General features: G+C 57.6%; 9 protein-coding genes and 1 riboswitch. Of the genes, 8 read left to right on the top strand and 1 reads right to left on the bottom strand.

Going from position 1 to position 14,772, the window contains the following annotated elements:
- Positions 1-115: 115 nt before the first annotated feature.
- Complete coding sequence (locus tag AC0QUY_RS38335) at positions 116-745, bottom strand: GntR family transcriptional regulator (protein ID WP_161855695.1); 630 nt, start codon at positions 743-745, stop codon at positions 116-118.
- Between the two features lie 304 nt (positions 746-1,049).
- Here AC0QUY_RS38335 and bioB point away from each other — a divergent pair, with 304 nt between their 5' ends.
- From bioB to AC0QUY_RS38295, 8 genes are all read left to right on the top strand, one after another.
- Entirely contained in the window at positions 1,050-2,045 is a 996-nt protein-coding gene (bioB, locus tag AC0QUY_RS38330; protein WP_161855694.1) for a biotin synthase BioB, read from the top strand.
- Between the two features lie 54 nt (positions 2,046-2,099).
- Positions 2,100-2,453, top strand: coding sequence for an aspartate 1-decarboxylase (gene panD / locus AC0QUY_RS38325; RefSeq protein WP_057856400.1), 354 nt, complete (start codon positions 2,100-2,102; stop codon positions 2,451-2,453).
- A gap of 80 nt (positions 2,454-2,533) precedes the next feature.
- Complete coding sequence (locus tag AC0QUY_RS38320; protein ID WP_161855693.1) at positions 2,534-3,688, top strand: 8-amino-7-oxononanoate synthase; 1,155 nt, start codon at positions 2,534-2,536, stop codon at positions 3,686-3,688.
- Entirely contained in the window at positions 3,685-4,317 is a 633-nt protein-coding gene (gene bioD / locus AC0QUY_RS38315) for a dethiobiotin synthase (protein ID WP_161855692.1), read from the top strand. Before AC0QUY_RS38320 ends, bioD begins: the two co-directional genes overlap by 4 nt.
- The gene (locus AC0QUY_RS38310; RefSeq protein WP_161855691.1) at positions 4,314-5,576 is read left to right on the top strand and encodes an adenosylmethionine--8-amino-7-oxononanoate transaminase; all 1,263 of its coding nucleotides are present in this window, start codon (positions 4,314-4,316) and stop codon (positions 5,574-5,576) included. The genes bioD and AC0QUY_RS38310 overlap by 4 nt, the downstream gene beginning before the upstream one ends.
- A gap of 3,658 nt (positions 5,577-9,234) precedes the next feature.
- A riboswitch (cobalamin riboswitch) is annotated at positions 9,235-9,430 on the top strand.
- 102 nt (positions 9,431-9,532) lie between these two features.
- Entirely contained in the window at positions 9,533-11,860 is a 2,328-nt protein-coding gene (metE, locus tag AC0QUY_RS38305; protein WP_057856404.1) for a 5-methyltetrahydropteroyltriglutamate--homocysteine S-methyltransferase, read from the top strand.
- Between the two features lie 912 nt (positions 11,861-12,772).
- Positions 12,773-12,976: a cold-shock protein gene (locus tag AC0QUY_RS38300; RefSeq protein ID WP_057856405.1), complete on the top strand. Its 204-nt coding sequence runs from the start codon at positions 12,773-12,775 to the stop codon at positions 12,974-12,976.
- A 621-nt stretch (positions 12,977-13,597) separates the two neighbouring features.
- Positions 13,598-14,047: a CBS domain-containing protein gene (locus tag AC0QUY_RS38295; protein WP_161855690.1), complete on the top strand. Its 450-nt coding sequence runs from the start codon at positions 13,598-13,600 to the stop codon at positions 14,045-14,047.
- Positions 14,048-14,772 lie beyond the last annotated feature (725 nt).

Genomic DNA, 14,772 nt, shown 5'->3' with positions numbered 1-14,772 from the left:
CCGCTGCAACGGGGGCGCACCCGCAAGCCGCGTCGCGCGGCAAAAAGGTCGGAGGTTTGGCGCTCTTGCGCTTTGCCCGGGGTTTGCAACGGACCTCGCCAGATCTCGTTCGCGGTCATGACGAGGGAAGGGCAAGGCGCTCAATGGTTTGAATGTGGCGCGCGAGCAGACTACAGGCTTGATCGACGTTGCGCGCCCGCAGGGCTTGCAAAATCAGGCGGTGATCCTGATTGGACCGCGGTCGCCAGCCGCTACTGCGCGCCATCGCGAACACGAGTCGTGAATTTGCAAGCTGTAGTCCGTCAAGGCTCGCGAGCAGGCGCGGCATCGCGCAGGGCGCCACCAGCGCGTGGTGGAAAGCGCGGTTGGCCATTTCAAACTCCTGAATGGTCTGGGCGGTGTCACCTTCAATCAGGGCGAGCTCGATCCGTGCCAAATGGCTCGAGGTGAGCTTTGGCGCCGCATTGCGCAACGCGACCACTTCGAGCGCGGCGCGCATCTCGGCGATCTCCTTCACGGAATTGATATTAAGTGGGGCAACTCGCACACCGCGACGGGGCACGGCAACGACAAGATGTTGGGCCTGAAGTTGCCGAAAGGCCTCGCGCACCGGGACGTGGCTGGAATTGAATTCTCGCGCGATGTGGTCCTGCCGGAGCGGGGCGTCCGGCTGCAGCTCGCCGCTGATGATGCGCTCGCCGATTGCCTCTGCAATGCGCTCCGCGGTCGTCGTATTCTCAGTCATTATAGATTATCTATCATAAACGTTTGCACTCGGGAAGCAGGCGAGTGCCTGGCCATGCGCAACGGCCAGGCGTCAAAGTCGTATTAGGTGCCCTGATTTTGCGGCATTTCTCCAAATCTAGGCTTATTTCGCGGTCCTTAGGCGCCAACGCCACTTTACATCTTTGCCTTGAGCGCTCATCTGGACGCCTGCAAGCTGCGCCGAAGGTCATCTCCTCAATGTTCAAGTACTGTTGCCGTGAGCAAATGTTATAGATTATATCTTTAATTATCTACGGTAAGCGCTAATAGGAAAGCAAGTCTAAATGGTTCATGGCGTGGGAGTGCAAAGGAACGAAAACGGCAACAGCGCGCCGGTTCGCAGTGACTGGGAGCGCGCCGAGGCCGAAGCACTTTATGGCCTGCCTTTTGTCGACCTGATGTTTAGGGCGCAGAGCGTTCATCGCGAAAGCTTCGATCCAAATCACATCGAAACCGCAAGTCTACTCAGCATCAAGACCGGCGGCTGTCCCGAAGACTGCGGCTACTGCGCCCAGAGCGCGTATTACGACACCGGCCTGAAAGCCAGCCGCCTAATGGCTCGCACTGATGTGGTCGCCACCGCGCAGCGCGCCAAGGACGCCGGCGCGAGCCGCTTCTGCATGGCCGCCGCCTGGCGCAATCCAAAGGACCGCGATCTCGATCAGGTCTGCGAGATGGTCAGCGCGGTCAAGGCTCTGGGCCTGGAAACCTGCGTCACTCTCGGCATGCTGACCTTGGGGCAGGCCGCACGGCTCGCTGAGGCCGGGCTCGACTTCTACAATCACAATGTCGACACCTCGCCGGAGTTCTACGGCAGAGTCATCACCACTCGCACCTTACAAGACCGCATCGATACACTTGCGCACGTGCGCGAGGGTGGCATCAAGGTGTGCAGCGGCGGCATTATCGGCATGGGCGAGCGTGCCGAGGACCGACTCGGCATGCTCGTGCTGCTCGCTAATCTCCAAAAGCATCCGGAAAGCGTGCCGATCAACCTCTGGAACGAGGTCAAGGGCGTACCGGTCTACGCCACCGCCGAGCGCCCTGATCCGATCGCGCAGGTGCGCCTGGTGGCGACGGCCCGGATCATGATGCCCAAGAGCGTGGTGCGGTTGTCCGCCGGACGGCAATACATGACCGATGAACTACAGGCGTTGTGTTTTTTGGCCGGCGCGAATTCAATCTTCATCGGTGATGTGCTGTTGACGACCGAAAACCCGAAATCCGACCGGGATGCCGATTTGCTGAACCGGCTCGGTATCACGTCCGGGCTTGCCTGAGTAAAGCAGACCAGCGGCGAACACCTCCCACAAAATTTTCAGTCTAGGTGAACAATGCAGATTACTTTGATGAAAGGTAAAATCCATCGCGCGTCGGTAACCGAAGCCGATCTGCACTATGACGGCTCGATATCGATCGATCGTACGCTGCTGGATGCGGCGGGATTTTTGATAAACGAGCGTGTTGAAATCTATAATATCGAAACCGGAGCGCGCTTTGCTACCTATGTGATCGAGGCGCCCAAGGGCTCTAGCACGATAAGCCTCAACGGTGCGGCCGCTCGAGTCGCGATGCCCGGAGAGAAGATCATCATCGTCGCATATGCCTCCTTCGAAGAGGCGGAAGCGAAAATCTTTAGACCACGCGTTGTGCTGGTTGATCAAGAAAATCGCATCTTACCGGGTTGAAAACATGAAGGCCGATGGATGAAGCCTTGTTCTTGGCTGCCAATGGAATTCTGCGCGTAAATGCGACCTGGGAGTGAAGGATGAGCTCGACCCATGCGGCCAAAATGAGAAATTATGCCACGGCCCTGCATGCCTTAAAAGAAGACGACCGGCTGCGCTGCCTCAAGCCGCGCGCTGGCGTCGACTTTTCTTCGAACGATTATCTTGCGCTGGCGAGCGCGCCTCGTATGAAGATGGCCGTCGTGGCCGCGCTCGAAGCCGGCACACCAGTTGGAGCCGGCGGCTCGCGGCTCCTGCGCGGCAATTGCGAGGAACACGAAAGTCTCGAAGCAGAAGCAGCTCAGTTCTTTGGGGCGAAAACCGCGCTTTTCTTTAGCGGCGGCTACCTTGCAAATTTTGCCGTCCTGACAACGCTGCCGCAGCGGGGCGATCTGCTCGTTCTCGATTCTCTTGTGCACGCGAGTATTCATGAAGGCGCGCGCGCTGGCCGGGCGGAGTTTCGGATAAGCGATCATAACGACGCCCAGTCGGTCGAAGACAAAATTCGTGACTGGCGGGTCAAGGGCGGAACGGGCCGGGTCTGGATCGTGGCCGAAAGTCTCTACAGCATGGATGGCGATTTCGCACCACTTGAAGATCTGGTCGCGCTCGCGGACCGCCACGACGCATTCCTAATCGTTGATGAGGCCCATGCCACAGGCGTTTACGGCAGGCAGGGACGGGGGCTCACGGCGCCGTACGAGGGGAGCGAAAATCTCGTGGTCGTTCATACCTGCGGCAAAGCGTTGGGCGCTGCCGGTGCGCTCGTCACTTGCACACGCGTGCTGCGCGACTTCTTGGTCAATCGTTGTCGCCCGTTTATCTTCGCCACCGCACCGCCACCGTTGACGGCGGTCGCCGTGCGGGAGGCACTCTCAATTTTGCAGGAGGAACCTGAGCGTCAGCAGTGTCTGGCCAAGCTGGTCGCCTTCACCCATCGGGAGATTAGTTTGCGCGGTCTGCGCAGTCCTTCGGACTCGCAGATCGTGCCCTACATCATTGGCGGCAACGCCCATACAATGCGGCTCGCCTCTGCACTGCAGGAGCGCGGCTTCGACGTTCGCGGAATCCGGCCGCCAACCGTGCCGGCGGGAACGGCACGATTGCGAATTTCACTCACGCTTAACGTCAGGGAAGGTGATGTATCCGACATGCTTGATGCGTTGGTCGAAGAGACGTGGGGCGATTCGCGATGACTCAGCGGATCGTGGTGACAGGCACAGATACCGGGATTGGGAAATCGGTCTTTTCCGCAGGGCTCGCCAATCTCCTCGGCGCGAACTATTGGAAACCGATTCAGGCCGGCCTTGAAGGAGAGACCGATAGCGAGCTCGTGGCGCGGCTGGGCAGTCTCTCACCCGATCGCATCGTGCCGGAGCTTTACCGGCTTCGAACGCCCGCTTCGCCCCATTACTCAGCCGAAGTCGACGGAGTTCGCATCGACACAGATGCGATCCATGTGCCGGACAGCGGGGATCGTCCGCTCGTGATCGAGGGCGCCGGCGGGCTAATGGTCCCGCTGAGTGGCGGCACACTTTTTGTCGACGTCTTCGAACGCTGGCGGCTTCCCGTCGTGCTTTGCGCAAGCACGCGACTTGGCACCATCAATCACGCGCTGCTGTCGATAGAAGCTCTGCGAAAGCGCCAGATCCGCATTCTCGGAATTGCATTCATTGGCGAACGCAATTTTGAGCCTGAGAGGGCAATTTGCGAAATCGGACGCGTGCGTTGGTTGGGGCGATTGCCTTGGCTTTCTCCTTTAACGGCAAACGCGCTGCAGGCGGTCTTCAAAGACTCGTTTCTCCCTTGGGACTTCAAACCATGATCAAGACGAAGTCGCCGATCTGGCATCCGTTCACGCAACACGCGCTTCAGGATGAGATGATCAAGATCGTGCGTGGTGACGGCGCTTATCTCCACACCGCGGACGGTCGCCGTATCATAGATGCAATCTCATCTTGGTGGGTCGTGACCCATGGTCATTGTCATCCACATATCGTGCGCGCGATTCAGAAGCAGGCAGGCAAGCTCAACCAGATGATCTTCGCCGGCTACACCCATGATCCAGCTGAAGAGGTTGCTGCGCTACTTTTGAAACTCGCGCCCCGTGGCCTCGACCATGTCTTCTTTTCCGACAGTGGCTCAGCCAGTGTGGAAGTAGCTTTAAAAATGGCACTCGGTTATTGGCATAACATCGGCAAGCAGCGAATACGCATTGTCGTGATGCAACATTCCTATCACGGCGACACGGTTGGGGCGATGTCGGTAGGTGCTAGAAGCGTGTTCAACGCGGCGTACGGGCCCCTTCTATTCGAGGTTACCTCAATCCCGTTCCCCGCGGCAGGTCGTGAGCAGGTGACGCTTGATGCGCTCGAGTCCGTTTGTCGAAACGAAATTCCGGCCGCCTTTATCGTGGAGCCTCTGATATTGGGTGCGGGCGGAATGCTGATGTACCCAGCGTGGGTGCTAAAAGAGATGAAGCGAATCTGCGAAGCATCCGAGGTTCTGTTCATAGCCGATGAGGTCATGACGGGCTGGGGCCGTACCGGAACCTTATTCGCCTGCGAGCAGGCCAATGTGACGCCCGATATTGCCTGCTATTCGAAGGGCCTCACGGGAGGAGCGCTTCCGCTCGCGGTAACACTCTGCCGCGCGGATATTTTTCAAGCGCATTATTCGAAAGACCGTACGCGTACCTTCTTTCATTCGAGTTCATATACCGCTAATCCAGTGGCCTGCGCCGCCGCAAAGGCTAACCTGGATCTCTGGCAAAGTCAGGAATACCGCCAGCGCGTGGCGTCGGTTGCCACCATGCAAGAGCAGGCCGTTGAGCCATTCCGCACCGACCCGCGCTTTGCAAACGTCCGTCGGGCGGGCACCATCACAGCACTCGATCTGCAAACGAGCGATGCCGGCTATCTCGCTAGCATCGGACCGAAGCTTCAGGCCTTCTTTAAAGACCGAAATCTGTTGCTGCGCCCGCTCGGCAATACGATCTATGTGATGCCGCCTTATTGCGTCACGGCGACAGATCTTGACCAAATCTATGCCGCCATCAGGGATTCTGCTGATGCGCTGGCTTGAGGGTGCCTTGGTGCGTGTAGCAGTAGGAGCATTTGACCTTTTCGGCGCTTAGGCAATAGTTATCTAGCTGAATATCAATCTACAGCAAACTTTAGAACCGATCTGAGAGAGTGTTGCTGATACACCAGATACCAAACGCGCCCGTAGATGGGGTGAATTCGCTAATGTTGCTGATAGCGCTCCCACAGGGTGTACGGCAGCGCGACCCAAAGACGCTCCCCATGAGGAAAGCGCAGCTGAGAAGTTCTTCTTTGATGGTCCGCGGTCAAAAAGTCTCCGCACGTTCTTATGAGGAACGCGAACACCTCGGCTTCGCCAAGGCAGCCGCAAAATCTACATCTTACCCAGCCCACAGTGAACATGCATTTCGAGCAGCTGGAGGTAAAACCGGATGCTGCCCTCTGACAGCGCAAAAGCCAGCGACGAGATCGGGTGAGTGCTGCCACACGCACCCCATCAGCCCGGCTAGTTGAAATCGGTCGAAGAAAGGCGTGCGATCGCAGGATTTAACCGCCGACGCGCCGCTCATTGCATTAATCAAGATGAATACATTCGTTACAAATTGGAAATCTCAGCGAAGCACTTCGATTGAGCGGTCGCTTTCACCAAGGCGGCGCACATCAGGGTCAAACTCTTGCGCGCATTGCCCGTACGCTAATGGGGAGACTTGGCATCGCCGGCGCGGCATTTCACGTGCGGGCGTGATGCTGAGGCGAAGAAAGTGCAGGGGGTATCCACCTAACTCCGACAGGAGGCGAGATGCGCAACAGCTCCCATATTCCCTACCACGGTCCAGTGAGGTGCTGTGCGATATGCGGCGGAAAGTTCGGGCTGATCCGCCACTACTGCTGGCGAACGGCCCTTTGTTCCATGAAATGCGTCGACCGCCTCAAGGCGCGGCGGGAGGCCGACCACAAATGGCTTCGCTGGTTGCGAGCGGCTTAATAGGCGGCACCGAGACGCCGCGGGAGACGGGGTCGGGGCAGAAGCGCATTAGCGGAGTTGAGAAACTTGTCATTAGAATTCGGTGTGACGCATTAAAGAGTAACATGGAAGTATCAGGTGACAGAGACGTCGGCAACAATCATCGACTTTACAGCTTACAGGATGAACAAGCGTGCCGCGGCTGACCTGTCGCGCGACGTAATTTGGTTGACTGCGCCATATCCAGCGGTCGCATCCTCGTCTCTTCTGGCCGTTTCTGGCCTGGATCCCGTTTGGTTTGCTGGATCCGTCCGTGTCGGAACAGGAGCCTTCGTGAGCAGTCCCCGGACGCGGCGCGGGGAACTAGTGACGGAGATGGATGCGCGACTGTTAACGTTTGTGCGTGGGTTCCCAATTTTGGAGACGAGATCGTTCTTGCCAGCATTGACAGTTTTCTCTCGACTTCCATAGGAAGCACTGACTGCAGGGATACGAGGCAAGCGATCGATCGAGATCTATAATAAGTCAAAGTTAAGAGCAGCCTCCTTGAACGTGTCGCGATTCCAATGCTGCAGCGGTGAATGGTGGAGGGACGTCGTGTCGCCTGGGCCGCCGCGTACGCATGATACGGCACGCATGGCCGATCCATCGTCGAAGTATCCTGGTCGGAGATAGTGTTGGCAATGTCGGCCTGGGATTCGGCAAGACAGCGTCTGTCAGCATGGCCTAGGGAATTATCCCTTGATGCGGCTGCTGCGCAGACAGGCAAACCCATGCTTTGCTTCTGGCGGAACGCCGGAGGACCATCTCGGTCTCACCCCCGGAGTGTTAATGTCATGCGTAGATCCGAGGTGCAGGGAATGAAAGCCGACCAAACGGGAGTGTGCTAAGATATATGTAGACTTGCACTGAATAGGTGTTTTCGTGGATGAGCAGTTTTTAAAGGACCGGGCCCAGATCATTCGCGATCTAGCGGACAAGGCAGACCCTTTCATTAGAAAAAGGCTGCTGGACCTAGCGGAACGGTATGATAGACGTATAAGACCGACGGTCTCAGATGACAAAGCGCGGCGAAACTAATTGGTCGTGGAACTGTTCCGACCGATCAGGCGACTCACCATTGATTGCACGTGGCCGATTTCGTGGTCGACATCCATGAGCGACGCTCTGGAGTCCGCCTGAAGGGACCCGACCGCACGTTTTCTTCAGAGCCGCTCGCGCCTGAAGACGCGGAGGCGGCTTATTACATTACGAGGACGTCAATCGCCCGTCTTGCGGAGGCGTCCTCTTCTCGAAATTAGGATGGGTGACCGTACGCCGGCATTTACGAACAACTGTTCGCCGAGGCTAATGACCTGTATCTGCGAGAACCTGCTCGCACCATGCGTTTTTGCGGTCAGAGCCATTGAGATCCTGCAAATCAATCTCTTGCCGGATGCAGAAAAAAGGCCGCGCGAATGTTACGCGCGGCCAAGTCAGGGAGGAACGCCCCAAGGGGCGGCTGAAGGAGCATCGAGATGAGTAGATCGATCACTCACCGAGAACTCCAAGCTTGTGAGAGCATCAGTGTTACGAGACGCTTTTTTGTTCGTCTCTAGTCGCGCGAAGTGATCGAATACTTGAGTTCTTGCGCGGTTTGGCGGTAATTTTTGTACATGTCTCGCATCTTTTGTGCAAAGATGATCAGCTGGACGCATCGTTCAGCTCGACGTATCGGTCGGTCTACCGCGATAAGCCCGGATACCTAAGGAGGTCACCGTTCCCTTCTTTGTTCAGGCGGGATGTCGTTTCGGCGACACTCATCACGGGTCTCGGTGATCTATTACAAGCCTGTACGTGACGTGCGCTGCGAGTTCAGAATCGTGAGAAGCTACAGGCCTATGGGAATGTCAACGTAGCGCATCGATGGCTCGTCAGCGTCCGCCGGACCGAGCTGGTCCGAAGCCGACTGGCAAGCCGCAAGCGCTGCCGATGTCTGCTCTATGGCCTGCAAATGGCGAAGCATCACGCGGATATGGCGCGGCCAAAATGGTCGTTTCGGAGTGCGACGGTGGACGGTTCGAGTCCGCAGACGACAGAATGGATGACATGCCGCTCGAAGGCCACGAGATCGGGGGTGCCCGTAACTTTCAAGCACGGGCCAGGAAGGTGATGCGGCAGTCGTGCCTGAACGGGCTGTTTTTGGCCAAGGTGGTCGCTGAGCCGATGCAGGCGATAGAGATGCGCGGAGGTGGGCAACCTTCGGTCAATGGCTACGTCAGCGCATGGGTACGGCGATGCGACAGTAAGTTTCGGCAAGATATGGGTGTGCCTCGCGATATAGCATGTAGGCGCGTGCAGAGTTGGAGGCGGCCGCCTACCGATTTTCCTGCGGCGCTCACCACCGCGGAAAATTCGAACCTTTGCCGAGCGGATGCCGGGCGTGCCGCTGCTCGCCAATGTGACCGCCTTCGGCAAGACGCCGTTTCTTGCGGCGGCAGAATTCGAAATAACTAATCAATGGCGATCTGGCTCGTGTCGGCGCTGCGGGTGGCGAATAAGGCGCAGGAAGATGTGTAAGCTGGGATCGCGCAACCGCCGCACCCACATGATTGTCGATCGAATCCAGACGTGCGCCCAACTCTATGCCACGATCGGGCCACACGACGACGAGGCTAGATGCCTCCGTTCTCCAGACAATCGCTCCGAACCGCACAAAGAATTATCGAGAGGTTGACGGAACAGTCCTCTTGCAGGTAATCGGAGATGTCGAGGTTCTCCGGATGGATCCGGAGCTAAGAGGGAAGCCGGTGCGATGCCGGCGCTGCCCCCGCAACTGTAAGCGGCGAGCCGCTGTCCAATAGAAGCCACTGAAGCCACGCGGCTTTGGGAAGGTCGGATAGCGGCGACGACCCGCGAGCTAGGAGACCTGGCCCGACAATATATTCGTCCACGGGCGGGGTGTCCCGGTGGTGCGCCAAGCAGTTGCCGCTTTCCGCGGCTTTTCTGCACGCGTCCGCCATGGCCTTTGCTCCCAACATGGGGTTGAAGCTATGTCTCTTCTCTCGATTCCTGTCGCTACCCTCGGTACGCCGCGCATCGGTCCGCGCCGCGAACTCAAACTCGCGCTCGAGAGCTATTGGGCCGGAAAATCTGACGAAACGCAGCTTCTTGAGGCCGCGGCTGCGCTTCGCGCCGCCAACTGGGCGCGGCAGAAATCGCTCGGCGTAACCGTTATTCCTTCAAACGACTTCTCGCTTTATGACCATGTGCTCGATACCAGCGTGATGGTCGGTGCCATTCCGGAAATTTACGGTTGGAGTGCAGGCCCTGTTTCGCTCAAAACCTACTTTGCGATGGCACGGGGCGTGCAGCGCGATGACCATGACGCGAATTGCGGTCACGCCGAGCACAGCGCGGCAGCGCAGGAGATGACCAAATGGTTCGACACCAATTATCACTACATAGTGCCGGAATATCACAAGGATCAGACCTTCACGCTTTCCTCTCGCAAGCCGATCGAGGAGTACGAAGAAGCGAAAAACCTGGGTTATCAGACGCGCCCGGTGCTTGTTGGTCCGGTCACCTTTCTCAAGCTCGGCAAGAGCGCCGATCCTGCATTCGATACGCTGTTGCTTCTCGATAGGCTGCTGCCGGTCTATGTAGACGTTCTCCGCGAACTCACCTTAAGGGGCGCCGAGTGGGTGCAACTGGACGAGCCATGTTTGGTCCTGGACCTCGATGCTGCCACACGCGACGCGCTGCGCCGGACCTACACCTATCTGGCGAAAAAGGTTCCCGACGTGAAGATCATGCTCGCTACCTATTTTGGAACGATCGGCGATAACCTGGAAGCCGCTTTGACGTTGCCGGTTGCGGGCCTTCACATCGACCTGGTCCGCGCCCCGGAGCAGTTGGACGTGATTGTCGCCGACGCTCGAAGGGATCTTGTCATTTCCCTCGGAGTCGTCGATGGCCGCAATGTCTGGCGTTCGAACCTTCCAGCGGTGCTCGACCGGCTCGAACCTGCCATCGCAAGGCTCGGCAAGGACCGCGTGCAGATTGCACCCTCATGCTCGCTGCTTCATGTCCCGATCGATCTCGAACTAGAGACCGATCTCGATCTCGATGTGAAAAGCTGGCTTGCTTTCTCCGTCCAGAAGATCGGAGAACTCGCAACGCTGGGCCGCGTGCTGGCTAAAGGATGGGAGGAAGCGGCGGATGTACTTGAGGCTTCGGAGGCCGCGGCCGTCGCGCGCGAAACGTCACCCAACGTTCACAATGCGAACGTCGCCAAGCGAATGGCTGCAATCGATGGCAGCATGCGGCGTCGTCACAGTCCTTTCGCCCGGCGCGCCGAGGTTCAGCGCGCGCGGTTCCGATTGCCGACATTTCCAACGACGACGATCGGATCGTTCCCGCAGACGCTGGAGGTTCGCAACGCCCGCGCAGCCCATTCCCGGGGAACGATGAGCGACGCACAATACGAGCAGTTTCTCAAGGAGGAGACGGCGCGTGCGGTGCGCTGGCAGGAAGACATTGGTCTCGACGTTCTCGTGCATGGAGAGTTCGAGCGCAATGACATGGTGCAGTATTTCGGTGAGCGGCTGTCCGGCTTCGCATTCACCAAGCATGGTTGGGTTCAGTCCTACGGCTCGCGATATGTCCGGCCGCCCATCCTGTTTGGCGACGTCTCCCGGCCGACGCCGATGGCGATGGAGTGGTGGCGCTTCGCGCAATCGCTGACCAAGAAGCCACTGAAGGCGATGCTGACTGGGCCGGTGACGATCCTGAACTGGTCATTCGTCCGTGATGATATTCCACGGAGCGAAGCATGCCATCAGATCGCGCTCGCGATACGTGACGAGGTGATCGATCTGGAGAGGTCCGGCGCGATGATGATCCAGATTGACGAGGCTGCGCTCCGAGAAGGATTGCCGCTGCGCAAGTCACAATGGAAGACCTACCTCGGCTGGGCAGTAGACAGCTTCCGCATCTGCTCGGCTGGGGTGGCCGACGAGACCCAGATCCACACCCATATGTGTTATTCAGAGTTCAACGACATCATCGATGCGATCGCGGCAATGGATGCCGATGTCATCTCGATCGAGACGTCACGGTCAAAAATGCAGCTGCTTGATGCCTTCAAGAGCTACAAATATCCAAACGAGATCGGACCGGGCGTTTACGACATCCATTCGCCGCGCGTCCCGGATGCAGCCGAGATGAAAAATCTCATTGCGCTGGCGCGGCAGCGGCTTTCCGATGCGCAGCTCTGGATCAATCCCGATTGCGGCTTGAAAACGCGCCGATGGGAGGAGGTGCGTCCCGCGCTAACCAATATGGTCGCGGCTGCCCGTGAATTGCGGGCGGCGTCCTGATCCCAGTTGCCGATCTCCGACGTCTTTTTTCACAGGGGGCGCCGATGCGTTTTCTAAATCAAATGCGTCCGCTTTGGAAAAGAGGGGCCCTGTTGCTGATTCATCGCTGGTGGGAGCGATGTAGCGTGGTGGCGAGAAAACGATCCTGAAGTTGGTCGGAAGCAAGGCTCAAACGATCGAGGGGAACGAAATGCTCTCGATCCATCTCGGTACTGCTGGAGGGTTGAGTTATTGAGTTGAGTGTTTGCCGACTTTGGGAACCGGAACGGCGAAGCGTCGGACGATTTGCGAATGGTCGACGCGGATCCGGACGATTCGTATCGTCTTGCCCGGTCATGTGAGGTCAGGCCGGAGGGCGCTTTCGCTTCCTCGTCTCGCGGGCGAACCAATCGTCTTCGTTCACCTGAGACAAGGCGACCTTTTCGCGCTGGAAGATCGCTGGGCTCATCAGTAGGTGCCATTGTCGAAGGCGTCGCGAGAGATTACTGGCTGCACTGCTGCTACCCACGGCGCTCCACGCCACCTCCGTCGCTATCCCCCACCCAACAGAGCAAATCCGACAGCCAGGGCGAAAACGGCATCGGAGAAAACTTTGGCGTAAGGTCGCAAACCCGATGAACCAGAGTCTATTGCTAATCGCAAAGTAGGCAAGAATATAGCTCCGTAGCGGAGCGTCCTTGTCGTGATGCGCTTCCAAAGCTCTTCCTGCCTTCTGAAGGCGTGAACAGCACCAGGCCGTTGTTCGTTCTGCGCCTTCTATCCTGTTCGCCTGATTTCCAGACGGAAGGCGCGGCGCTAGCGCACTAACGCTAATCACAGTTCCGGAAATCACAAATCACTTGAGGCGAGCAGGTGCGTCGAGTTTAAATGATCTGATACGCGATTTGATTGAAGTGATTCGGAGAGAAGAACATGCCCAAAGGCAAGGTGAGGCTGTTTAAGGAGGATAAGGGTTACGGCTTTATAGGGCCTGACAGCGGTGGTGAAGACCTCTTCTTCCACGTGAGCAGCTTATCGCCCGGTGTAACGCTCAAGCAAGGCGACCGCGTCAGCTATGAAACCGCTGTAGACCACAGGACGGGACGTGGTCGAGCCGAAAAGGTCGTGATCGATTGATCATAGAGACTTGGGCAGATTCATCCCGGCCCATACGAAGGCTTATTAGCGAGGGCGTCAGAGCGCCTTTCGCTTCTCCGACACGATATTGGTCTGCGAACAGAACTTGCTGCACTATGCTACCGGAGTGGCCAACACCCGACAGCGCGAGAATCACGCACTCGACCAAGCTTGCGGCATACCTCGTACTCCAGTTTACGATAAAGTCGGCAGGCGCTATCTCGAGTCGGTTGGCATGCAACGTGTAATCGCGAACGCCGTGCATCTCGCAAAAACTTTCGTTTGGCGAGATCTATAGCCTGCGCATTGTCTAAGACATCCAAGCCCACTATGCCCTCACAGATGTCACACTACTTGGCCGTTCTCGCCGAGGACATTCTTATAAAATCGAGCGATAATGCGCGACATACATATGATCTTGCTTTACCCGTCCAGAATGAACCGCCAGGTTTAGTTTCCCGACTGACATCGATTGATCTTCGTCAACTTGCCGGAATGCGTCGGGGTCGGAGCGCCTGCTTATTCACATCGGGCAACCTGAATTCGTTCGACTTGAGCTCGCTCAATGTGACCAGCTAACCTCGCGTGCTTGAATAGCCTAATCGACAGCGAGGGCTCGCCTTGTACAATTTTCTCGAACAGACGGTTGCCCATTACATGACGCGAGAGCCTCGGACGGTTTGGCGCGATATGACGGTGTGCGAACTTGGCAACCTTTTCGAGAAGGAAGATTTCAATGCCTATCCGGTCATGGACGGATCGCATGTGGTCGGCATCATGTCCAAGCTTGACTACCTGTCCTGCTTCGTTTTCAGCCCGGCGCGCATCCTCCCGCGCTACCCCGACCTGATGCAGCGGACGGCCGTCGATCTGATGAGGGCGGAATTTATTTATGTCGCGCCGTCAACGAGGTTGACCCGCGTGCTGGAGCTGATGATCAACCACCGCGTTCGCAGCATGCCGGTGCTCGACAGCGAGCAGCGGCTTGTCGGCATCATTTCGAGGAAGGACGTAATGCGAGCGCTGCAGGATTGCGCCACGGCGGATGCTGTTTCTCGCCCGATCTCCTAGGCGACTGCCTTAATGCACCTTCAATCTTCGATCTCAGCAATAGATATGCGAACGATAATCCCGTGGCGTGGTAGGCGCGATTCGTTCCAGTCGTTGGCTAATCGTCAATCGTCTCTCCAACATGATGGTCGAAGTTGGATTGATCTGGACGAGGTCCAAACGAACGCAATGTTCCAGAGTTCGGATTGGTGAGGTGGAACCGCGCTTCCGCTTCCGTTGTTCCGTCGCGGACCACGCGCAGGGCGGCGAACCGATTAGCCCGCCCATCGAGACATAAAATCAAATCGCATCCTGGCAGAGTGAGGAATTAGTGTAACACCCAGCCACCTCCTTAGTTTTCCTCATCCGGCCGCAGTTTTGCGATGCGACGCGCTTCGCCGCGGGCCCGCCGAGCGCGGCGTCGATCCTGAACCAGGGGCGCAACGATCATATGTCAGGTACCCGCGCCGCGTTTGGGGGAGAGCCCGGCTCTTACGAGAAAAGTGCGATGGCAGAATCGGCTTCAGAAAAAGGTTGTTCGTGGCGATCCTGCTCTGTTCAAAGCCAGCTTGATTGGTGGTGGGAGCTGCTGCGGGCTTTATCAGGCCCGTGATAATTAGTCGGCCGTGAAGAACGCCGGATTTCAACTCGGGACGAATTGAAGTCGGACCGTGAGCTGGGCGAGGAACTGGCGCAACAAGAGCTCGAGCCAGCGGATGAGACGCCGGAAGTTGTAGCCCGCTGCG

The sequence above is a fragment of the Bradyrhizobium sp. WYCCWR15520 genome (assembly GCF_056174665.1).
The sequence above is the reverse complement of the archived record's forward strand: the minus strand, read 5'-3'. Positions and strand labels throughout refer to the sequence as shown.